Annotated in this window: 22 protein-coding genes and 1 pseudogene; 14 read left to right on the top strand and 9 right to left on the bottom strand. The window is 67.9% G+C overall.

Annotated features, from left to right (window positions below):
• Positions 1-28 precede the first annotated feature (28 nt).
• Both NV2_RS06130 and NV2_RS06125 read left to right on the top strand, forming a co-directional pair.
• Positions 29-1,201, top strand: coding sequence for a PPE domain-containing protein (locus tag NV2_RS06130; protein WP_067870480.1), 1,173 nt, complete (start codon positions 29-31; stop codon positions 1,199-1,201).
• Positions 1,198-2,031, top strand: coding sequence for an ESX secretion-associated protein EspG (locus tag NV2_RS06125; RefSeq protein WP_067870479.1), 834 nt, complete (start codon positions 1,198-1,200; stop codon positions 2,029-2,031). Before NV2_RS06130 ends, NV2_RS06125 begins: the two co-directional genes overlap by 4 nt.
• A 41-nt stretch (positions 2,032-2,072) precedes the next feature.
• Here the strand turns inward: NV2_RS06125 and NV2_RS06120 are convergent, their stop codons facing one another.
• The 3 genes from NV2_RS06120 to NV2_RS06110 form a co-directional block, all read right to left on the bottom strand.
• Positions 2,073-2,774 carry a histidine phosphatase family protein gene (locus NV2_RS06120; protein WP_067870478.1) on the bottom strand — a complete coding sequence of 234 codons (702 nt, stop codon included), beginning with the start codon at positions 2,772-2,774 and terminating at the stop codon, positions 2,073-2,075.
• Positions 2,771-3,691 carry a prephenate dehydratase gene (gene pheA / locus NV2_RS06115; RefSeq protein ID WP_067870477.1) on the bottom strand — a complete coding sequence of 307 codons (921 nt, stop codon included), beginning with the start codon at positions 3,689-3,691 and terminating at the stop codon, positions 2,771-2,773. Before pheA ends, NV2_RS06120 begins: the two co-directional genes overlap by 4 nt.
• A gap of 88 nt (positions 3,692-3,779) precedes the next feature.
• Positions 3,780-4,241: a hypothetical protein gene (locus NV2_RS06110; protein ID WP_084474041.1), complete on the bottom strand. Its 462-nt coding sequence runs from the start codon at positions 4,239-4,241 to the stop codon at positions 3,780-3,782.
• Between the two features lie 107 nt (positions 4,242-4,348).
• Here NV2_RS06110 and NV2_RS06105 point away from each other — a divergent pair, with 107 nt between their 5' ends.
• The 4 genes from NV2_RS06105 (at position 4,349) to NV2_RS06090 (ending at position 8,250) form a co-directional block, all read left to right on the top strand.
• Positions 4,349-5,122: a DUF2470 domain-containing protein gene (locus tag NV2_RS06105; RefSeq protein ID WP_067870474.1), complete on the top strand. Its 774-nt coding sequence runs from the start codon at positions 4,349-4,351 to the stop codon at positions 5,120-5,122.
• 41 nt (positions 5,123-5,163) lie between these two features.
• Entirely contained in the window at positions 5,164-5,958 is a 795-nt protein-coding gene (locus NV2_RS06100; RefSeq protein WP_067870473.1) for a CPBP family intramembrane glutamic endopeptidase, read from the top strand.
• A gap of 313 nt (positions 5,959-6,271) precedes the next feature.
• Complete coding sequence (locus tag NV2_RS30675; protein WP_210749062.1) at positions 6,272-7,501, top strand: LCP family protein; 1,230 nt, start codon at positions 6,272-6,274, stop codon at positions 7,499-7,501.
• 200 nt (positions 7,502-7,701) lie between these two features.
• Complete coding sequence (locus NV2_RS06090; protein ID WP_067870472.1) at positions 7,702-8,250, top strand: ferritin; 549 nt, start codon at positions 7,702-7,704, stop codon at positions 8,248-8,250.
• A 114-nt stretch (positions 8,251-8,364) separates the two neighbouring features.
• On the opposite strand, the gene NV2_RS06085 is transcribed toward NV2_RS06090, so the two are convergent.
• The 4 genes from NV2_RS06085 to NV2_RS06070 all read right to left on the bottom strand — a co-directional run bounded on the left by NV2_RS06085 (position 8,365) and on the right by NV2_RS06070 (position 11,556).
• The gene (locus NV2_RS06085; RefSeq protein WP_067870471.1) at positions 8,365-9,291 is read right to left on the bottom strand and encodes a DUF5926 family protein; all 927 of its coding nucleotides are present in this window, start codon (positions 9,289-9,291) and stop codon (positions 8,365-8,367) included.
• 56 nt (positions 9,292-9,347) lie between these two features.
• The gene (locus NV2_RS06080) at positions 9,348-10,115 is read right to left on the bottom strand and encodes a glycerophosphodiester phosphodiesterase (RefSeq protein ID WP_067870469.1); all 768 of its coding nucleotides are present in this window, start codon (positions 10,113-10,115) and stop codon (positions 9,348-9,350) included.
• Positions 10,112-11,104 (bottom strand): DUF4328 domain-containing protein, encoded by a 993-nt coding sequence (locus NV2_RS06075; RefSeq protein WP_245662470.1) that lies wholly within the window; start codon positions 11,102-11,104, stop codon positions 10,112-10,114. Before NV2_RS06075 ends, NV2_RS06080 begins: the two co-directional genes overlap by 4 nt.
• A 74-nt stretch (positions 11,105-11,178) precedes the next feature.
• Entirely contained in the window at positions 11,179-11,556 is a 378-nt protein-coding gene (locus NV2_RS06070) for a rhodanese-like domain-containing protein (protein ID WP_067870679.1), read from the bottom strand.
• Positions 11,557-12,009: 453 nt separating this feature from the next.
• Between NV2_RS06070 and NV2_RS06065 the strand changes: the two genes are divergently transcribed.
• From NV2_RS06065 to NV2_RS06050, 4 genes are all read left to right on the top strand, one after another.
• Complete coding sequence (locus NV2_RS06065; RefSeq protein WP_067870467.1) at positions 12,010-12,618, top strand: hypothetical protein; 609 nt, start codon at positions 12,010-12,012, stop codon at positions 12,616-12,618.
• A 238-nt stretch (positions 12,619-12,856) separates the two neighbouring features.
• On the top strand, positions 12,857-13,480 hold the full coding sequence (locus NV2_RS06060; protein WP_067870466.1) for a superoxide dismutase: 624 nt from the start codon (positions 12,857-12,859) through the stop codon (positions 13,478-13,480).
• A gap of 284 nt (positions 13,481-13,764) precedes the next feature.
• Positions 13,765-14,301, top strand: a complete 537-nt coding sequence (locus tag NV2_RS06055; protein WP_067870465.1) for a peptidase — start codon at positions 13,765-13,767, stop codon at positions 14,299-14,301.
• Between the two features lie 392 nt (positions 14,302-14,693).
• Positions 14,694-15,446, top strand: a complete 753-nt coding sequence (locus tag NV2_RS06050) for a TMEM165/GDT1 family protein (RefSeq protein ID WP_084473998.1) — start codon at positions 14,694-14,696, stop codon at positions 15,444-15,446.
• Between the two features lie 156 nt (positions 15,447-15,602).
• Here the strand turns inward: NV2_RS06050 and NV2_RS06045 are convergent.
• Positions 15,603-16,553, bottom strand: a pseudogene (locus tag NV2_RS06045) (helix-turn-helix transcriptional regulator); the annotation flags it as partial.
• 61 nt (positions 16,554-16,614) lie between these two features.
• On the opposite strand from NV2_RS06045, the gene NV2_RS06040 reads away from it, so the two are divergent.
• Both NV2_RS06040 and NV2_RS06035 read left to right on the top strand, forming a co-directional pair.
• Positions 16,615-17,184, top strand: coding sequence for a DinB family protein (locus NV2_RS06040; protein WP_067870463.1), 570 nt, complete (start codon positions 16,615-16,617; stop codon positions 17,182-17,184).
• Between the two features lies 1 nt (position 17,185).
• Entirely contained in the window at positions 17,186-17,623 is a 438-nt protein-coding gene (locus tag NV2_RS06035; protein ID WP_067870462.1) for a VOC family protein, read from the top strand.
• A 97-nt stretch (positions 17,624-17,720) separates the two neighbouring features.
• On the opposite strand, the gene NV2_RS06030 is transcribed toward NV2_RS06035, so the two are convergent.
• Positions 17,721-18,497, bottom strand: a complete 777-nt coding sequence (locus NV2_RS06030; RefSeq protein ID WP_067870461.1) for a TetR/AcrR family transcriptional regulator — start codon at positions 18,495-18,497, stop codon at positions 17,721-17,723.
• 203 nt (positions 18,498-18,700) lie between these two features.
• Between NV2_RS06030 and NV2_RS06025 the strand changes: the two genes are divergently transcribed.
• Both NV2_RS06025 and NV2_RS06020 read left to right on the top strand, forming a co-directional pair.
• Positions 18,701-19,468: an SDR family NAD(P)-dependent oxidoreductase gene (locus NV2_RS06025; RefSeq protein WP_067870460.1), complete on the top strand. Its 768-nt coding sequence runs from the start codon at positions 18,701-18,703 to the stop codon at positions 19,466-19,468.
• 283 nt (positions 19,469-19,751) lie between these two features.
• Positions 19,752-21,041: a lipase family protein gene (locus NV2_RS06020; RefSeq protein ID WP_067870459.1), complete on the top strand. Its 1,290-nt coding sequence runs from the start codon at positions 19,752-19,754 to the stop codon at positions 21,039-21,041.
• Positions 21,042-21,051: the final 10 nt, after the last annotated feature.

Genomic DNA, 21,051 nt, shown 5'->3' with positions numbered 1-21,051 from the left:
ACCACACCGTTCATTCAGGGGAGAGACAATGACCGCAGGGATCACCGGGGTGTTCTGGCTGCCGCGCCTGGCGGAGGCCAACTCGATTTCGCTCAACGCCGGCGCGCACGCCGTCCCGATTTCCGCGGCGGCGACCGCCTGGGGCGGGCTGACCGCCGCGTGGGTCGACGCCACCGCCACCGCCGCGCGGGTGATGGCCGAACTCGGCGTCGGGATGGTGGGCCTCAACGGCGTCGCCCTGCTGGCCCGGCTCACTGGCTTCACCGCCTGGGCCGAACAGCAGAGCGTGATGGCCGCGGCGATGGGGGCCAAGGCCGCAGCCAATGCCACCGCGTACACCGTCGCATCGCTGGCCATGCCCAGCCTGCCCGAGATCGCGGCCGTCGACGCGGCCCGCGTCGCCGCGCACGCACACGGCGGCGACCTCGACGGCAGCGCCGAAGTCGCCGAGGCCGCGAAGGTCGCACTCGATATCCGCGCCGCGCTGGTAATGGAAACCTACGAGGCCGCGACCTCGGCCATGGTCGCCACCCCGGCCGAGTTCTTGACGCCGCCGCCGATCGCCAACGGCGCCGGGCTGGCCGACGGCGGCCAGAACATCGAAACCGCCTTCCAGAACGCCGAGGGCAATCCGGTCCAGGCCGCGGTCGGGGTCGCCCAGGCCCTGGCGAGCAATCCCGGGGTCATGAGCGCCGCGACCCAGGCGGCCCAGGTCGCCGGCTCGGTGGCCTCCACGGGCGTGTCCACCGTCGGCAATGTGGCCGGTACCGCGATCGCGGCGGCAACCAGCAGCGCCCCCTCGGCCGGAATGGCTCCGATGCTGGGCGGCATCGGTGGTGTCGCTGCCGCCGGTGGTGCCGCGGCCGCAACCCGTGCGGTGTCGATGGGCAGTGCGGTCGGTATCGGTAGCGGAGCGGGCACACTGCAACTGCCCGAGGGCTGGGGTGCGGGTAACGCACTCGGCGGTCCGGCCGCCGCGACACCGGTCGCGGAAGCTGCCGCGGTCACGCAGCCCGGTGGCCCGGCTCCGGCGCGACCGGCGGGCAACGGTAACCCGCTGATGGGCCGCCAGGTGAACCGCGACGACGACGAGTCCGAGCACAACAGCAACGAGTACCTGAACGGCGAGCACTTCGCCGACGGACGAGTGATCGCGCCCGGTGTGATCGGAGGCGACTTGGCCCCGGAGAACACCAAGTGACGGTTCTCGGTGCGGGCCGCGGGCCATCCATGCTCGATGCCGTCGTATTGTCGCTCGACGAAATGCAGTTTCTGCTCGAGAAGCTGGAAATCGACGAGGTGCCGGTCGTGCTGGACGCGATCGGCCGCTACGACAATGTCGACACGCACGATGCGGCGATGGCCGCGGCCGCCGAATCACTCACCGCGCGTGAGTTACTCGTCGACGATGAGGTTCATCGCGACCTCGAGGACCGGTTGCGGGGACTGTACCGCCCACACTGGGCGATCGCGCTGCGCTGGTACATCGGTGAGCGGGTGAACCGCTTCTGCCTGGCCAAGGGCGACGACATGGAGGTCATCGCCCTGCGCGGCCCCGATTCCTACACCATCGACGAGGCCGGGCACGATCTGCCGGGCACCATCATGGCCGCACTGGGCGCTGCCGACCCACTCGAGCTGAGCGGAATGAACGTCCTCACCGAGGAACTCAAGCCGATCCTCGCCGACGCCGGGGATGCGGCGAGTACCGCGCAACGCCTGAGCCGGGTCGGACGTCCACCCCGCGACGCGCAGACGCTGGCCTCGGCACTGGTCGAGATCCATTCGCACGCTTCGATCGTCGGCGTCGTCTACAACGATGCCAGTCGCGATGTCGCCGACGGCATGATCGCGGTGTACAACACCCGCAACGGCCGGTTCATTGCCGTCACCACCCGTTCCGAGGACGAAGTGATGTGGACGTCGCTCGCCGGCGGCACCTCGGGCCGGTTGCGTACCGCCCTCAAGGATCTCATCGACAAACTGCCGCTGCGCGCGGATTTCGATCCCACCACACCCGGGCTGTCCTGAGCCCGGGGTGGCGCTGACAACCGCTGACAACCGCTAGAAACTCAGCCCATCGGATCGTCGGGCGTCGGCTCGACCTCGTATCCGAACGGCGGTGTGTAGCGTCCCCAGCGAACGCAGGTCCAGCCACCGTCGGCGGTGGGGAGCAGTTCGATCGTCTCGGTGTTGTCCAGATGGTTGTTGGTGGTGAACGGCGGTGCGATACCGGAGAGTTCGCGGGCCACCAGTCGCATCGCCGCGCCGTGGCTCACCAGCATGACGTCATGGGGGTCGGTCGCGGCGGTCAGGCAGCTCCCGCGCAGGGCGTCCACCGCGGGCAGATACCGCGCGAGCACCTCCTCGCCCGATTCGCCACCCGGTAGCCGCGTGTGCAGTTCGCCCAGATGCCAGGAGCGGTAGATCCGCTGGAACTCCCGATGCGCGGCCTGGGAGTTCTGCCCCTCCAGCTCCCCGACCTGGACCTCGTACACACCGTCCAGTACATCGGCAGCGATACCGGTCACCGACTCGACATGTTCGGCCGTCTGCCGTGCCCGCAGCGCGACCGAGGAATACAGCCGCACCGGCGGCACCGTGAGGCGCGCGGCGAACGACTTCGCCTGTGCTACTCCACGTTCGGTGAGCGGCAGGCCAGGCACGCGAGTATCGAGCACCTTGGCGACGTTGCCCTCGGTCTCGCCGTGCCGCACCAGAATCAACTTGCCCGGCGGGCGGGCGGTGTCGCGGCGTGCCCCGGATTCGCTCATAAGGCGTCCACCCCCTTCTTCAGATCGTCCAACCACGCTGCGGCCGGCTCGTCGGCGGGCGGCCGCGAACCACTCGGCGACCGTGTCGGCCACGAACCCAGGTAGCGGATTCGTCCCGCGGTGCGGTGCAGTGCTTTGAGCGCCTCGGCGACCGCGGTGTCCTCGATATGCCCCACACAGTCCAGATAGAAACGATAAGTGCCCATCCCGGTTCGGGTGGGGCGGGATTCGATACGGGTCAGATCCACGCCCCGGGTGGCGAATTCGGCGAAGACCCGCATCAGCGAACCGGGCTCGTTGGCCAGCTCGAGCACCACCAGTGAGGTGCGGTCCGCGCCGGTCCGTTCGGGGGCCCGGCGCGGGCGCGTGACCAGAACGAATCTGGTGACGGCCTGCTCGTGATCGGCGACGCCGGTAGCCAGTTCGATCAGCCCGAGCCGGCGGCCGGCCAGTGTGGTCGATACCGCGGCGTCGGCGTGCCCGGCCACGACATCCTCGGCCGCGGCCGCATTGGACGCCGAGGTATACGTCCCGGCCTGCGGAAGCCGGTCCGCCAGCCACAGTCGGACCTGGGCGGCGGCCACCGGATAGGCCGCGACCGTGCGCACCTGCGACAGTTCGGTACCGGGTTTCGCCACGATCGTGAACGCCACATCCAGTTCGGTTTCCGCGATGATCTGCAGGCGCGGTCCCGTCGCGAGCGCATCCAGGGTCGCCGAGATCGATCCCTCCACCGAACTCTCGATCGGGACCACCCCACCGTCGACCTCGCCGGAGCGGATCATCTCCAGCGTGGCGCCCTGACTGGGGGCTGCGATCCGTTCGACGGGGTCGTCGAAGGTGTTCGCGGACTCGAGTTCGGCGAGGGCCATCTCGGTGAAAGTTCCAGACGGTCCGAAATAGGCGATACGCGGCACGGATACGACACTACTGGCAGTGGGCCACCGGCCCCGCCGTGTGTGCTGTCCCCAGTGGTAACGAGCCAGGTCCGCGCCACCTCCCGGGTCAGCGGGCCAATACCCGCAGGGCCGCGTGCACCGCGTCGGGCTCGCTCGTCCGCACCGCCAGCAGCACGTCGCGCAGCGCCTGCACGGCGCCGGTGCCGAGGCCGCGCAGGAATTCGATATCGGGCTCGGCCAGTGCGGCCCGGATGTCCTCCCCACACAGCGCGGCCGCGGTGGCCGCCACGATCGCCACGGCACGCTCGCCCGAGGTCGTCGCCGCGATGAATCCGGTATCGGAATGCGCGACGCCGACCAGGAATTCGACGATGCGCTCATCGGGCAGGCTCAGATCGAGCACCGGCGCGGGTGCCTCCGTGGACTGCTCGGCGCCCGATTGTTCCTCGGCCCCCCGGACCAGTCCGTCGGTGAGTCCGGCGGGCGCGGCCGTCGGCACGCTCAGCGACAGCAGAACGGGCTCGGGGCTTGCGGATGCTCCGGATGCAGTGGGCGAATCGTGCGGCACTTTTACACCGTAGCGAGCGGAATGCTTGCGTATCCACATCCGGTGACTTAGCTTAGGTTTACCTAATAACAGCGTTGAGTTGTCACGGTTTGCCACGGGAGGTCCGAATGAGCCGCACGATCACATCCGCCGCTCCATCCGCTGCGGAGCGGATTCGCAGTGCGTGCGCCCACGCCGAGACTTCCGTGCTGGCCCTGCCCGGTACCGACCCCATCCCCACCAGCGTGCATCATCTGCGAGCCTGCGGCGATGTCGTGATCGCCGTCGCGCGCAATTCGGCCGCGGTGGCCGCAGCGGCCGCGGAGGTGGGTTCCCCCGGCGTGCTGGAACTCACCGATCTGGCACCGCTGCCGCTGCGCGAGCGGGTACGGGCTCTGGTGTGGCTGCGCGGCCGCGTCCGAGCCGTTCCCGGACATGCTCAGCGCGCCCTCGCCGCCCAGGTCGCCGGCGAATACCCGCATCCCGGGCTGCTCGATGTCGGCCACACCACGACACTGCTGCGGGTGGTGCTGGAATCGGCCGTGGTCGCCGATGCCGCCGGCGCCGAATCGGTATGCCCGCACGACCTGCGCAGCGCCGACGCCGACCCGTTCCGGGAACTGGAATCGGCCTGGCTGCAACATATGGATTCCGACCACGCCGATGTGATCGCCCGGTTGTCGCGGCATCTGCCGGTGCGCTTGCGGGGCGGATCCATCCGCCCGCTGGCCATCGATCGCTACGGGATCACTCTGCGCATCGAAGGGCCCGAAAACGATCACGACGCGCGGCTATCCTTCCACGCCCCGGTCGACACCGTGGAGTCGTTGAGCCGGGCGATCCGCCTGCTGGCCGGGTGCCCGTTCTTCGACCGGCTGCACGGATCCGAGCGCCCGTCCTGAGCGATCCCGGCCGCCGGGCCGCCACACCCTAGATTGGGCCTATGGTTTCGGCTGCCCGCTCCACCCCTGCCTGGCCCGAACCGGCTCCGGACCGCGAGCGGTTCGCAATCCGGATGGAGATCGCGCTCGTACTGGTCGTCACCTTCGGGACGAGCGGGGCCAGTTCGGCGCTGTCGCTGCTGCAGAGCGCACTCGCCCCGGGCGGAGTAAGTGGGCAGCAGGTTGCGCTGAACCCGTCCCGGGCCGGGCAGTCGGTCATCGACCTGCTGTTTCAACTATTGAGCGCGGGGCGACTGGTCGCTTGGGGAGCGCTGGGACTATATCTACTGTGGCGCAGCGGCATCGGACCACGCCTGCTCGGACTGGCCCGCATCCGGGTCCGCGGGGATGTGCTGCCGGCGCTGATTCTCGCGGCGGTGATCGGACTCCCGGGACTCGGGCTGTACCTCGCCGCCCACGCTCTCGGGTTCAGCGTCACGATCGTGCCCAGTTCACTCGACGAGCACTGGTGGCGGCTGCCGGTACTGGTGTTGTCGGCGATCGCCAACGCGGTCGCCGAGGAGATTCTGGTCGTCGGCTATCTGATCACCCGGCTGCGTCAACTCGGCTGGACGGAGAACCGGTCGCTGGCCGCCTCGGCGCTGCTGCGCGGCAGCTATCACCTGTATCAGGGTCTCGGTGGCGGCCTCGGCAACCTGGTGATGGGGGTGATCTTCGGCCGCTACTGGCAACGCACCGGACGACTGTGGCCACTGATTCTGGCGCACGCGACCATCGACACGGTGGCCTACATCGGCTACACCGCCCTGCACGGGCACGTGTCGTGGCTGCCCTGACCTGATTCTGCGGGTATTCGCCACGTCAGGACGGGTGTGCTGATGCACATGCCGACGTGACTCCCGGATCAGTACCATCTCGGTGGTGAACGGCGACGACCCCGAGCAGTATCCGCGGACCCGCCGGGTGCCGCCGCCCGCAGGACCGGATCGTAGACAACCACCCCCCGAACGCCCCGGATTCGACCAGCGCCTACCTCCGGGTCCCGGCCGCCCCGGCGGTCCCGGACCGGCGCGGCCGCCGGGACCGGCCCGAGGACGACCGCTGGGGCCGGACCGTGGCCATCCACAAGGCCCGGGCCCGGGGCGGCCGCTGCCGCCGGGCCCCGACGGTCCACCGCGCCGCCCTCCGGTCGAACCGACCCAGGTCATTCACCGGGACGGCGAGGACCCTCGTCCACTCGCCTGGTCGCAGGTGCCGGCGAACCCGCCACCCCCGCGGCAGGATGTGCCGCCGCGCCGGCGCAGTGCAGAAGCTACCCACGCCCCCACACAGCGACCGGTCCCGTACCGAGAGGCTCCGCCGCCACCGCCACCGCCCCCACCGGCGCGTCGCCGCCGCGACAACCGCCCACCACCGGAACCGCGCGCGCGTCGGCCCCGCCGGAAACGACATGTCGGCCGCTGGTTCCTGATCCTGCTGCTGGTGATCATCCTGCTGCCGGTGGCCGGCGTCATCTACCTGGACCGGTCACTGGACCGGATCGACGCACTCGGCCCGTACACCGACCGGGTGGCGCAGACCGAGGGCACGAACTGGCTGCTGACCGGCTCGGATACCCGCGACGGCATGACCGAGGATCAGGAACGGGCACTGTCCACCGGAGCTGCCGACGGTGACCGCACCGACACGATCATGCTGGTGCACATCCCGAAGTCGGGTAAGCCCACACTGGTCAGCCTGCCGCGCGATTCCTATGTGAGCATTCCGGGTATCGGCAAGGACAAACTCAATGCGGCGTTTTCCGCGGGTGGTCCGAAACTTCTCGTGCAAACCGTGGAAACAGCGACCGGATTGCGTATCGATCATTTCGCCGAGATCGGGTTCGGCGGCTTCGCCGGTATGGTCGACGCACTGGGTGGCATCGACATCTGCCTGCCCGAGGCGATCGACGACCCGAAGGCGGGTATCGACCTGCCCGCAGGCTGTCAGCAACTCAGCGGTCCCCAGGCGCTGGGATTCGTCCGTACTCGCGCCACCCCGCGCGCCGACCTGGATCGAATGAACAATCAGCGATTGTTCCTTTCCGCCTTGCTGAAGAAGGCGACCAGTACCAGCACCCTGATCAACCCGTTGCGACTGTGGCCGATGGCACGCGATGTGGCGGGTTCGCTCCGGGTCGACAAGGGCGACCACATCTGGGATCTCGGCCGCCTGGGGTGGGCGCTGCGCGGCGGAACCACCGCCACCACCGTGCCGATCGGCGGTTTCACCGATACCGACAGCGGCAATGTGCTGCTCTGGGACCGCGACCGGGCGAGCAGCTTCTTCGATGCACTGGCGCACGACCAGGCGATTCCGGAAGACCTCCTCACCCGATGACGGACGGATACGAGAAAAACCCCGCGATTCCGAGAAAATCGGATAGTGTGAATTTCGCTACTGCGGGAATGCACCGAAGAACGGGCTGCATTTATTTGGTTAGGCAGCCTTAAGTAAGGTGTCCTTCACTAAGGCAATACTTGCCTCAATAAGGGTGCACTTGGATGACAAGTGTTCTGACCAGCACTAATGTCGTAAGCATGTCCAGCCACCCCGATACTTCGCTCACCAAGTTTCACGCTCTGCTGCAAGACCAGATCCGTCACGAATTCAATGCCGAGCATCAATACATCGCTATCGCCGTGTGGTTCGACAATGCCGATCTTCCGGTTTTGGCAAAACACTTCTACGCCCAGGCTGTAGAAGAGCGCAATCACGCGATGATGATGGTCCGCTACTTCCTCGATCGGGAAATCGGTATCGAATTCACCGGAATTGATCCGGCGCATTCTCGGTTCGAGACGGCGCGGGAGCCGATCCAGCTGGCACTGCAGCAGGAGAAGACCGTGACCGACCAGATCGTCCACCTCGCCAAGACCGCCCGGGAAGAGGGCGACTACCTGGGTGAACAGTTCATGCAGTGGTTCCTGAAGGAACAGGTCGAAGAGGTCGCGCGCATGAACACCCTGCTCACCGTCGCCGAGCGCGCCGGCGCCAACCTATTCGATCTGGAGAACTTCGTCGCCCGCGAAATGAGCGGGGCCGGTGATACCTCCGGCGCACCCGCGGTCGCGGGTGGTGTGATCTGATTCGACGCTCCACTGCGCACGACCAGCTCGTGCAAGTGTGCAGAGAGCCCGGCCTACCGCACGGTGGGCCGGGCTCTCTGCACATCGGTTATCTGCGAGGCAGGTCCGTCGCCGCTAGCGCAGCGTGACCTGGCGCGAACGCAATCCGTCGCGGGAGCGTCGCTCGTCGGAGGTCAGCTCCGCATCCGTGGCCAGCGCTTCGGCCAGCCGTTCGCCGAACTCCTTGGTGGGCTGCACCCATTCACTCGCGTGCCGCTCCCGGTCCAGATCGAATACCGGTACCAGCAGGCCATGGGTGCGGAACGATCCGGCGAACCGGGAGCCCTCCCCCAGATGCAGACCGCCGGCGGCGTGCACCCGAGCCAACGCGGCCATCAGATCGTCCTCGTCTTCGGGCCGCACCCAGCGCAGATGCGCCTTTTCACCAGCATCGACCCACCAGGCGGCGCCCACGGCGTCCACGCCCAGATCCAGCCGGTCCGAAGGCATGATCGCATGATTGGCCTGTTCGATGGTCGCGGCGACCTGCGGATCGGGCTGCAGCCCCTCGGGCACCCACCAGTTGAAGTCCTGATGGACGGTCAGCTCCAGATTCGCCTTCGGATCGATCACCTCGGCCAGGGCGGGCACGGTGTCCGCGCTGTACTCGCTCGCCGCGGTGAGCGAGTCCCCCGGCTCGGCACCCTGGGTCCACAGAATCGCGGCGGCGAGGTCCGCAGCCGGATCCTCGGCCGGGAACTGCACCTGCACACCGACGAAACCGGACGGCTGGTCACCGGCCCGGACCAGGGCGGCGACGGCGCCCGGTAGCACGGTCGCCAGGGTCACCTGGCGCTCGGCGGCGACGCCCTCGGCCGGCTTCAGGACCGCGGTCGCCGACGGCACGAATTCGCGCAGCGCGACGAGATCGCATTCGGCGGCCAGCCCGGCGAAGGGCCGCGCCGCGGCTGCCGCGGCCTGCTGTTGTGCCGCACGACGTTCGGCGAGGCGCTGGGCCCGATTGCTGTCGGGCTTGGGACTGTTGCGCTTGCTCTTACCCACGAACGCAGAACCTACCGGGTGATCACCGCCGCAGTGCACAGGGGCGCGCAGCGGCCTCAGTTTCCGTCCAGCAGTTTCTTGATCCGCCCGGGGTGGTTGGTAGCGATCCAGCTGACCCCCAGCTCGGCACACAGTTCGACATCCTCGGGATCGTCGACCGTCCAGCAGTAGGTGGCCCGGCCGGCGGCCGCGGCCCGATCCACCAGTTCCGGATGTTCACGCAGCGTCTTCACCGACGGCCCCACCGCCGTCGCTCCGACCGTGGTGGCCGCACTGCCGCCCAGATACCGGGAGGACTCACCGAGCAGCACCGTCGGTAGCAGCGGCGCCGCGCGGCGGATACGCCAGACCGCGGTGGCCGCGAACGACATCACCACCGCGCGGGAGTGATCCGCCGAGGCCGGGGCGGCAATGCCGTACCGCTGCAGTTCCGCGAGCACCTTGCTCTCCACCAGCGCGCCGTAGCGAACCGGATGCTTGGTCTCGATGAACAGCTTCGTCGGCCGGCTGCGCCAGTCCAGGACGAGCGTGATCAATTCACGCAAGGTCAGTACCGGAGACGGGGCGCCGTTGTTGCCGAAGTCGAGGTCGCGCAGTTCGTCCAGGCTCATCTCGCTGACCAGACCGGTGCCCGAAGACGTGCGGTCGACGGTGCGGTCGTGGAGACAGACCAGATGACCGTCCCGGGTCAGGCGGACATCGCATTCGACGCCGTCAGCACCCTCCTGCAAGGCCAGCTCGTAGGCGGCGAGGGTGTGTTCGGGACGCGTTCCGGAGGCACCCCGGTGAGCGACCACGAACGGTGCGCGATTGTCCTGGGTCACTTGGCCATGGCCTCCTCTGTCTGGACCGGACGGACCGGCTCGATGACCTGCACCGCCGGCCCGGACGCGGGCAACCGGCGCTTGGGGATCACTATCCGCCCGCGCAGGTCACGGCCTTCGGTCAGCCGTACCACCCAGAGCGAGGCGACGGCCACGGCCGCGGCCACCAGGTCGGTGTAGACGGCGAAGATCACTCCGTTGGCCTGGCTCTGCAGCGTATCCGCAGTGCGCCAGCACAGGGCCACGATCACCATGCCACCGTTGAGAACCCAGACGCACCACCAGATCCGCACCGCCTGCAGCAGCCGGGGGTCACCGCCACGGGTGCGAGCCAGCTCGGTGAGGAACACACCGGGCCAGATCAGGTTGACCACGGGAATCAGCCCGCCGCACAGCAGCGCCGGAAGCGAGCGTGGGTCGCGGCGGCCGATGGTGGCGTACGCGTCCGCGCGCGCTCGGACCAGCCAGCCGATCAACCCGGCCGCCGTCGCCAGCGCACACAACAGGGCGGCGATGGTGGTGGCGTAGACGCTGAGATCGGATAGGAACAGCACGACCGGCTCGATCAGCCGGGTCCGATTGCGCAGCAGCACCAGATAGCGACCGAACTCGGCGGCTGCCGCCAGGGCGAAGAGCACGACGGTGGCGAACAGCAGACTGGTCAGGCGTTCGGTCAGCCGATCCAGCAGCGCGAATCCCGTGCCCGGAACCTTGGGGACCGGCGGCGGCCGATCCTGCAGCCCCCAGCGCGGGATCTCGGTGTAGCGGGGGGTCGAGGGGTCGATCGTGGCGCCGGAACTCGGGCGCACGACACGCGGTCCGCGGCCCGGTGGGCGGGCGACCCAGCGATAGTTGCGTTGTTGCGGGGGCGCGTCGACGGGTGCCGGCGACAGCAGCACTCCGCGGCAACGCGGGCACCAGTGCATCGGCGTACCGTGCACCGCCCAGCGGGCGCCGCACCGGGCACAGGGTTGCACGACCGTACTCACCGGGCTGCTCCCCCTTCCATCCTGTCGACGATTCTCATCGGTTGCTTGTGCTCGGGACCGGGTGTGGTTCGTGGTCAGTAGATCGTGGCGTCGTGGTCACCTTCACCGCACAGCGGGCGTCCGGCCTGCTGCCAGGCGACCATGCCGCCGACGACCTGATAGACCTCGAATCCCACATGTTCGAGATATTTGGCGACCTCGATCGAACGTCCGCCCTGCCGGCAGACGACGTAGATGTCGCAGTCGTAATCCAACTCGTCCAGGCGCGCGGGGACATCCACCATCGGGATGTGCCGGGCGCCGGGCGCATGACCCAACCGCCACTCGTCGTCCTCGCGCACGTCGAGCAGGATGGCGGGCGTAGTCCCGGTCTCGGTACCCGCCGGTGGTGCGGCATCGAATTCAGCGGGCAGGTCGCCGACCGGCACCGAGGGAATTTCGGAGCTCGTCACGGTTCTCGATCCTGCCATGTACCCGGGATCGGCGGGGAGACCCGGCACTGCAACCACTCGTTGAACCTTCGGTCGGTTCCGGGCCCGGATTCCGTGGCGCACACTCTTGGCAAACCGGTCTGTGCATAGCTTGCCCCCTAGTTATCCACATAATCCACAACCTCATCCACAGGTTCGGACTTTACAAACCGGCCGGTCGGCAACAGCTCCGGCGAGCGGATAGGGAACGGGGGCCACTCCGGAACTCCCCTCCTTGGTACCGGTGCGGCCCCCGCCGCCACCTGCGGGCTTCTGCGCTGGTCGAACGGTGTTCCACCGGCGTCCACGAGTTCCCGACACATACTTGGACGGAAGATATGTCCGTTCGGTTCCCTCCGGTTCGAGAAAAAACGACAACACTAGAGAGAATCCGAAATACCTGGCTCGACGGCGCGTACTCGGTAGCCTGGCGACATGGACGCGAGCAGGGGGTTACTCGACGGATTGGATACGGCCGGGCTCGACACCGCACTCTCCGAGGCAACATGTCTCGGGTTGGCAGTAGACGCCGCGGACGCACGACTTCGAATCGAACTGGAGGTGCTCACCCTCCCCGGTGACGGCCAGGCGGCCGACCGCCGGGTCACGCTGACGCTGTCCGGAGTGAGCCGGGTGGCGGCATCGTTGCGGCAGCAACGCTGGGACGACCTGGAACCGCGCATCTTCCCCCTCACCATCGACACCCTCGGCGAGGCCATCGCCGGTTTCGGCGGCGGGTCGCTACACGGCTGGAACTTCATCGACCTGGACGACAGCGGCTGGTCCCTGTGGAGTGAACTACTCAGCTTCGACACCACCGTGGGCGACCTGAGCCCGGCCCACGTCCTCGAGTTCTCACTGCAGGAGGGCACGGATCCGCGCGAACTGGACGTTCGAATCTGGTTCACCGATCTGAGTATTCACACCGCGGGCGGCCGGCAGCTCGAAGTCGACCAGTTCGCCGCCGGTGCGCGTCGCTGGTGGAAAGCGCACGATTCGTGCGATCCGCGCACCATGCTGCCCGACGTCGCGCCGCCGATGTAGCGGTCGATACCGGGCGCACCGGAGCACGGCACGGAAGGAACCAGTACTCCGAGTGAATAAAACTCCGTGTCTGGGCATAACTGGGTCATGTGCCCTCGATTCCCGGGCGCGTAACAGATTTCGGGTCACGGGAATCTAGGGTGGACCGGACCCGGTTGCATCGAGCGGGTGTACGAATGAAGGTTGGTGCGCTCGACAAGACCGGGCGCACGCGCCGACATCATGAGGAAGGGACATCGTGGCTGAGTACACGCTGCCAGATCTGGATTACGACTACGGCGCCTTGGAGCCTCACATCTCCGGGCAGATCAACGAGATTCACCACTCGAAGCATCATGCGGCCTATGTCGCCGGCGTCAACACCGCGCTCGAGAAGCTCGAGGCGGCACGTGAGGCCGAGGACCACGGCGCGATCTTCCTGTACGAGAAGAACCTGGCCTTCCACCTCGGTGGCCACGTGAATCACTCGATCTGGTGGAAGAACCTGTCCCCCAACGGCGGCGACAAGCCAGTCGGGGATCTGGCTGCCGCCATCGACGACCAGTTCGGTTCGTTCGACAAGTTCCGCGCGCAGTTCACCGCGGCCGCCAACGGCCTGCAGGGTTCGGGCTGGGCGGTGCTCGGCTACGACACCCTCGGCCAGAAGCTGCTGACCTTCCAGCTGTACGACCAGCAGGCCAACGTGCCGCTCGGCATCATCCCGCTGCTGCAGGTCGACATGTGGGAGCACGCCTTCTACCTGCAGTACAAGAACGTCAAGGCCGACTACGTGAAGGCGTTCTGGAACGTCGTCAACTGGGCCGACGTGCAGGACCGCTTCGCCAAGGCAGTCGCCCAGGGCAAGGGCCTCATCTTCGGGTAACAGCACAGCCCTATGCCGACGGAAGCACTGATTTCGTTCGAACATGGGTAACTTCCCATCCACCTCGAACCCGATCAGGGAAACCTACCGCCGGCCCTCAACGCGACTTCAGGCCATGCCAACTGGTATGGCCTGAAGTCGCGGAGAGGCGGACTAGCACTCTGTGGTACTTGTGTGCCAGACATTGTTCGAGTCATCCTCGGGTACCCCTATCTCAACGATAGGTCGAGGACGGGCTCGCTCACCGCGGAGCCGCCCCCGTTGACAGTTCGGGAGGCCATCCGATGCGTATCAACAATCCGGTCGGAATCACGCCGTTTCAGGCACACGGATTACTACGAGGTTTCCTCATCTCCGGGCGCTGGCCCGACACCACGAAGGAATGGGCGCAACTGCTGGCGTTGGCCGTGCGGGTGGCGAGCCTTCCCGGCCTGCTGTCCACCACGACGGTCTTCGGAGCCCGCGAGGAACTGCCCGACGATCCACGTCCGGGCACGGTGGGCCTGGTACTCGCCGAAGGTCCGGTCCTCGGTGAGCAGGCCGTCGAACCGGGTCACTTCGCCGCACACATCCCACCCGCGCTACTGATGCTGCATCCCCCTTCGGAAACCAGCCCCTCCCTGCCCGAATGCGCAGGAGCGGCCTCGGGCTGCGTGCTGCTTCCCGGCGTTCCACATCTGGGTCTCACCCATCGCGCGGCCTGGGTGGAGGCCGAACTCGACGGCACGGTGACCTCGATGGTGAGCCGCGTCGGCGTCGACCCGATCACGGATCCCGATACCGCCGTCCTGGCCATGCTCATCGAGAACGCTGCCGCCTGAGCAGGCGGCAGCGGGGCCGGCCCGAGAGCCCCGACCCGGCGTTCGCGGGCACGGGAACCGCCGGGCGCGGAGGGCCTGACGCCGCGCCCACGCCCGATCGAATCCACCTTCCACGGGTACCCGAAACTTTTCCGGCGCGTGGCCAAACTTATTGTGCGCATTGCGTTTTCGAGGCAAAGAAGTGGTGAACCGGTCGAAGTTAGGGTAGACTCTCTTACAGCGAAGGGGAGTAGCCCGAAATCGCATGGTCGACATACTGATCCGCCAGTCGGATCCGGCCATCCGAACCGGAGTTCCGGTGGGCGAGACCTTCGGCCGACGACCGACTTTCCGGTTCTTCGGCTGGAGGCGCCCCGTCTTCGGCCGATGTGCCGGTGACCTGGGAGCAATAGATGATCGCCGCCCTACTACTGAGCTTCGGCGTGCTTTTCGTCGCCGAACTCGGCGATAAATCGCAGCTCATGGCCCTCACCTTCGCGCTGCGTTACCGCTGGTGGATCGTGCTGAGCGGTATCACCGTCGCGAGTATCGCGGTGAATCTGATTGCTGTCGGCGTCGGGCACTTCCTCGGCGCGGCGCTACCCACCGATCTGATCGCCTTCTGCACCGGTGTCATCCTGCTGGCCGTCGGTATGTGGACGCTGTGGGAATCCCGGCGCGAGGACGGTGCGGACGAGGAGCCGGCAGCGACCGGGCCGGCCGCCCCCGGGCGCGCATTCCTCATCGTCATCTCGTCGTTCCTGCTCGCCGAACTCGGCGACCGGACCATGTTCGCGACCATCGCGCTGGCGTCCAACCACAGTTGGCCGGCGGTCTGGGCTGGCTCGGTCGCGGGTATGGTCGCCGCCGGTGGGCTGGCCATCGCCGTGGGCATCACGGTCGGCAAGCACATTCCCGAGCGGGCCGTGGCGGTCGCCTCCGGCCTGCTGTTCCTGTACATCGGTGCGGCCACACTGCTGGGCGCGGTCGCTCCCGAGCTGGGCAAACCCGGTGAGTACTCGATCGCCCTGGTGGTTCCGGTCGTCGCGGGCGCGGTGTGGTGGCTGCTCGCCCGGTCGAATGCCGCCCGCCACGGCGCTGCGACCCGGTCATCGCCGTCGGACCGGCCCTCCACCGGCGACCAGCACACCTGCGACCGACACTGAACCGCGCGGCCACCCGGTGAGGTGTGGTGGTGCCGCTCCGGAAACGAGCCGGCGGGCGGTGCGGGTTCAGCCCTCCGGACGATCGGAATCCGCATCGAATCCCGGGGCCGCCGCAGCGCCGGGCTGCGGGCCCGAAGTCCGGTCGGCATCCGGATCCCGCCCCAGTTGTGCGACGCGGTGCGCCATGGCGGTGGCCGCGGTGCGCAGTTCCGGCGGATCCAGCACCTGCGCTTCGTAGCCCAGCCGGGCGACCTGTAGCGCGATCCAATCCAGATCGTCGCCGCCGACCGTGAGCACGCACCAGCCGTCTCGCTCGTCGGTCACCCGTCCTACCTGGGGCGGGACCACCTCCCGGATGCGTTCCGGCCGGGCCCGCAGCCGCACTCGCGCAATATGGCGGTAGGGCGCGGCGGTGACCGCATTCTGCACGTAGCTCACCGGGTCGGGGTATTCGGTCACCCGGAATCGCCAGGTCGTCGCGCTCACTTCGCGCATGCGATCGAGCCGGAAGGTGCGCCAGTCGTCGCGGTCGATATCGCGGGCCATCAGATACCAGCGGCGGCCGGTGGTAACCATGCGCACCGGCTCGACGGTCCGTTCCTGCTCGGTGCCACCGCGGCCGGCGTAGCGAAACCGCACCCGCACCGCATCCCGGCAGGCGCGCGCGAGAACCAGCAGTGTTTCCGCATCGATCTCGACTTCCGGCCCCACCAGGGTCTCGGTGGCATCGTGCACCGCGCGTACCTCGGCTCGCAGCCGGGGCGGCATCACCTGGTCGAGTTTGGCCAGTGCACCCAGCGCCGCCTCGCCGGCACCCGTGACCGTCCCACCGGCAGCCAGGCGCAGCGATACCGCCGTGGCGATCGCTTCCTCGTCGTCCAGGAGCAGCGGCGGCAAGCGGGTCCCGGCGCCGAGTTGATAGCCGCCACCGACACCGGCCGCGGCTCGCACCGGATAGCCGATGGCCCGCAGACGCTCCACATCACGGCGCACGCACCGATCGGTGACGCCCAGTTCGGCCGCGAGTTCGGTGGCCGTCCAGGACGGCCTGCGCTGCAACAGCGCCAGCAGTCGCAACACGCGCTCCGTAGTGGCCTCGACCGACATTTCTCCATCCTCACACAGATCACGGAACGATCCTGTCCGCATTCCGGTGCATGCTCGGGTCATGACCACCTGGAACCCGCTGCTGCGCGAACAGTTCTCCTGGCACTGGACGACCCAGATCCGTCCCCGCCTGGCCGGACTCACCGACGACGAGTACTTCTGGGAGCCCGCCGCCGACTGCTGGAACATCCACCCGCGCGGCACCTCCACCGCGCCGGTACAGGCCGGTGGCGGCGCCATGACCATCGACTTCGCCTTCCCACCGCCCGATCCCGCACCGTTCACCACGATCGCCTGGCGCCTCGGACATGTGATCGTGGGCGTATTGGGCATGCGCAATGCGTCGCATTTCGGGCGTGCAGCAACCGATTACCAGTCCTTCGAGTACGCCGAGAACGCACAGCAGGCACTGGAGCAGCTGGACACCGAATACGACCGATGGGAAGCGGGCGTCGCCGAGCTGGGCGAGGATGGACTCGCGCGGCTCTGCGGTCCGGCGGAAGGTCCGTTCGCCGAGTACCCGATGGCGGCGCTGGTCCTGCACATCAACCGCGAGCTGATCCACCACCTGTCCGAGGTCTGCCTCCTGCGCGACCTCTACCAGCACACTCCAATCCGGGAGGCGAACTGAGATGACCCGCACTGTGCAGATCACCATCGATTGCGCCGATCCCGCCGGCTTGGCGGCGTTCTGGGCGGAGGCACTCGGATATCGGATCCAGGATCCGCCCGGCGGATTCGACACCTGGGAGCAGGCGCTCGACGCGATGGGGGTACCGCCGGAGCGCCGCAACGACGCCTCGGCGGTGATCGACCCCGACGGCACCGGACCACGATTGTTCTTCCAGCGTGTTCCGGAAGGTAAGCAGGCGAAGAACCGCGTGCATCTGGATGTGCGCGCCGCGCCGGGTCTTACCGGAGCGGAGCGGATGGCGGCCTTCGAGGTCGAAGCCGAGCGGCTGATCGCGCTCGGTGCCACCCGCCTGCAACGCCACGAACCGGCGCCGCCGCTCGGCGCCGGACATCTGGTGCTGGCCGATCCGGAGGGCAACGAATTCTGTTTGGATTGACCATCGGCAGCAGGCGAACACCCGCGGCGACCGCATCGTGCGGTACCGCGGGGGTCCGCGCTATCAGTTCGCTCCGGGCGATCGACCGCTCGACCGACTAGGCGGTGGCACCCGGCCCGGCAGTGCCGAGGCCTGCGGCAGCGAGATGCGCGACACCCGGATCGGCGAGTCGTGCGGTCGCCGCACCGAAGAGGTCGCCGCCACGAGAGACCAACTCCAGGACGGATTCACGCAAGGCACGCAGTCCGCCCAGGTCTCCGGCCGCGATATGGGTGGTGACCATGGAACTCAGGGCCGCCACCATCATGTGGCAGGCAAACCGTTGCCCTGCGGTGCGGGCGTCGACGAGTTCGGTCAGCAGGGAGACGAACGATTCCTGCAGTGTCGCCCGGCGGGCGATCGCTTCCGGGCCGGCAGCGTAGACCTCGACCAGGAACAGGCGCGCGTAAGCCGGTTCGGCCGCGATCCCGTCCAGGTAGGCGTCCAGCAGCGCCGCCATCGGAGCGCCGGTGCGGGATGCACCGGAGTCACCGTTCGCCTGCTGCGATACGGCGCCGGACTCCGGGAGAGGAGGCGGCGCTGTGTCCGGGCGGGGCACAGCGTCGCGAATACGTGTCAGCAGCAGTTCCACCGCGCGCTCGTAGGCGGCCTCGAAGCAGTCCTCCTTGGAGCGGAACTGTTCGTAGAAGGTCTCTCGGGATACCCCGGCGCGTTTGGTCACGGCGGTGACCGAGGTAGCGGCGTATCCGTGGGCGGCCATCAGCTCCGCGAGCGCGGTGAGGATCCGGTCACGCTGGTCACGCACCACCGTGTCGCGCGGTATGCCGTGCCGGCCCCGCGGCAGCCTACGGCGCGCGGCCGCCGAGCTCGTCATACCGCCAACTCCATTGATCGTTTCGCGACATCTTCCGCGATCAAGGTAGCCGGTAGACATCGAACCGCGTGGTCGCTCGCCGAGATGCCGTCCGTACCGGTGACCACTCCCACAGCCTGGCCGGGAACACCGCCGGATATGGTGCTGTTGACGGCCGGCCAGTACCCAGAAGAGGGCCGTCACTGACGAGAGGACCAATCACCGTGGAGATTTCGGGCTCTGCCGCGATCATCACCGGAGCTGCGTCCGGTCTGGGCGCCGCGACCGCCAAGCGCTTCGCCGACCAGGGCGCGACCGTCTTCGGTCTCGACCTGCAGCAGTCGATCGAGCGTGCCGGCGATAACGTCCCGGCCGGTGTCACCCTGCTTCCGACCGATGTGACCAGCGACGACGAGGTGACCGCCGCGGTCGCGAAGGTCGTCGAATCCGGCGTGCCGCTGCGCATCGTGGTCAACTGCGCCGGTGTGGGCTGGGCGGGACGCATCCTGTCCAAGAAGGGCCCGCACGATCTGGAGCTGTTCCGGACCGTCATCACCGTGAACCTGCTGGGCAGCTTCAACGTGATGCGACTGGCCGCCGATGCCATCTCCAAGACCGACGCGGTCGACGAGTACGGCCAGCGCGGCGTGGTCATCAACACCGCGTCGGTGGCGGCGTTCGAGGGGCAGATCGGCCAGATCGCCTACTCCGCGTCCAAGGGCGGTGTCGCCGGTATGACCGTTCCGGCCGCCCGTGACCTGGCGCAGTTCGGCATCCGCGTCAACACCATTGCTCCCGGCATCATCGACACCCCGATGCTCGCCGGTGTCACCGACGAGTACCGCAAGGGCCTCGAATCCGGCGTGCCGTTCCCGTCGCGGCTGGGCCGCCCGGACGAGTACGCCCAGCTCGCGCAGTACATCACCGAGCACGACTACCTCAACGGCGAAACCTTCCGCATGGACGGTGCGCTGCGCATGGCGCCGCGCTGACACCGCACCCGGTGCCAGGCTGCACCGCCCCTGAGCATGGCGGGGACGGGAGCAGGCTCTCGCACTGGTAGAGGCCGAAGCCGGGCCGGCACGGATTTCCGTGCCGGCCCTGCTGTTTCGAGCCACCGGAGTGACACGCATTTCCCCCTCCCGGGAAGAACGGCTATGTTAGGAAGGATTCTACTCGGGAGTAAGTTAGTTGGGGCAGGTCGAAGCCATGAAGCTGAATACCAGATCACCGCACACCGCGATGCGTAGATCATCGGGACCGCGGCGTCGGGGGATGGTCCGGCGGACCGTCACGCTCGCGGTCGCGGCCTGCGCCGGCGCCGCAGTGAGCTGTGCCGGTATCGGAAGCGCCGGTGCCGCTCCGGCCGACGACTTCTACACTCCCCCGGCGCACTTCGACACCACACCGGGTTCGGTCGTCAAGACCCAGCCGATGCCGGTATTCCTCGCACCACCCGGACTCGGGTCGTGGCCGGTGAACGCGCAGCAGGTCATGTACACCTCGCAGACCCAGGACGGCGCTCCGGTCGCGGTCAGCGGCACCTACATCGACGCCACCCGGCCCTGGCAGGGCAACGGGCCCCGGCCGACCGTGGTCATCGCGCCGGGCACCTCAGGGCAGGGCGACCAGTGCGCGCCGTCGAAGGCCTTCTCCACCGGCCTCTACGCGCAGATCACCCCACCGAGCATCTCCGCGAACCAGGAAGCCGTCTCGGCGATGACGTGGAATGCCCTGGGCGCCCGGGTCTTCGTGACCGACTACATCGGCCTGGGTACCCCCGGCGTACACACCTACGTGAACCGCGTCGAGGAGGCACACGCCGTACTCGACGCCGCCCGCGCGGCGAATGCGCTGTCCGGCACCGGACCGCAGACCCCGCTGGCATTCTGGGGATACTCACAGGGCGGCGGCGCCACCGCCGCGGCGGCGGAACTGCAGCCGAGCTACGCACCGGAACTGGATCTGAAGGGCGTATGGGCAGGCGCCCCGGTAGCAGACCTGTCGGCCGTGCTGCAGAAGATCGACGGCAATCTGATCGGCGGCGTGGTGGGCTACGCGCTCAACGGTTTCCTCGCCCGCTCCCCCGAACTGAAGCCCGAACTGGACAAGCGGGTCACCCCGGCGGCGCAGAATCTGCTCGCGGATCTGCAGAACGAGTGCGTCGGTGACGTCATTCTGAAGCACCCGTTCCTGCGCGGCAGCGACTTCACCATCGATCGCCGGCCGATCCTGGACAATCTGCGTGAAGTTCCGGCGGCCATCGACATCCTGGACCGCCAGCGCGTCGGTACCCTGACTCCCACCGCACCCGTCCTCATCACCAGCGGCATCAACGACGACACCGTCCCCTATCCGCAGGCCCGGCAGCTGGCCGACGACTGGTGCAGCCATGGCGCCACCGTCACCTTCCGCACCAACGGTCTGCCGCCGATCCTGCCCGGCGCGGCACTGCCGAACCACTTCGGCCCCGAGATCATCGACGGCTTCAGCCCGAACGGCGTGATCCCGTATCTGATGGACCGCTTGAACGACAAGCCGGTCGAGGGCTGCACCTTCGCCTGATCCGAGTCGG

The sequence above is a fragment of the Nocardia vermiculata NBRC 100427 genome, from assembly GCF_001613265.1.
In the GTDB taxonomy this organism is placed as follows: Bacteria; Actinomycetota; Actinomycetes; order Mycobacteriales; family Mycobacteriaceae; genus Nocardia; species Nocardia vermiculata.
Note: the sequence above shows the minus strand (reverse complement) of the source record. Positions and strands in the feature narration are given on the sequence as shown.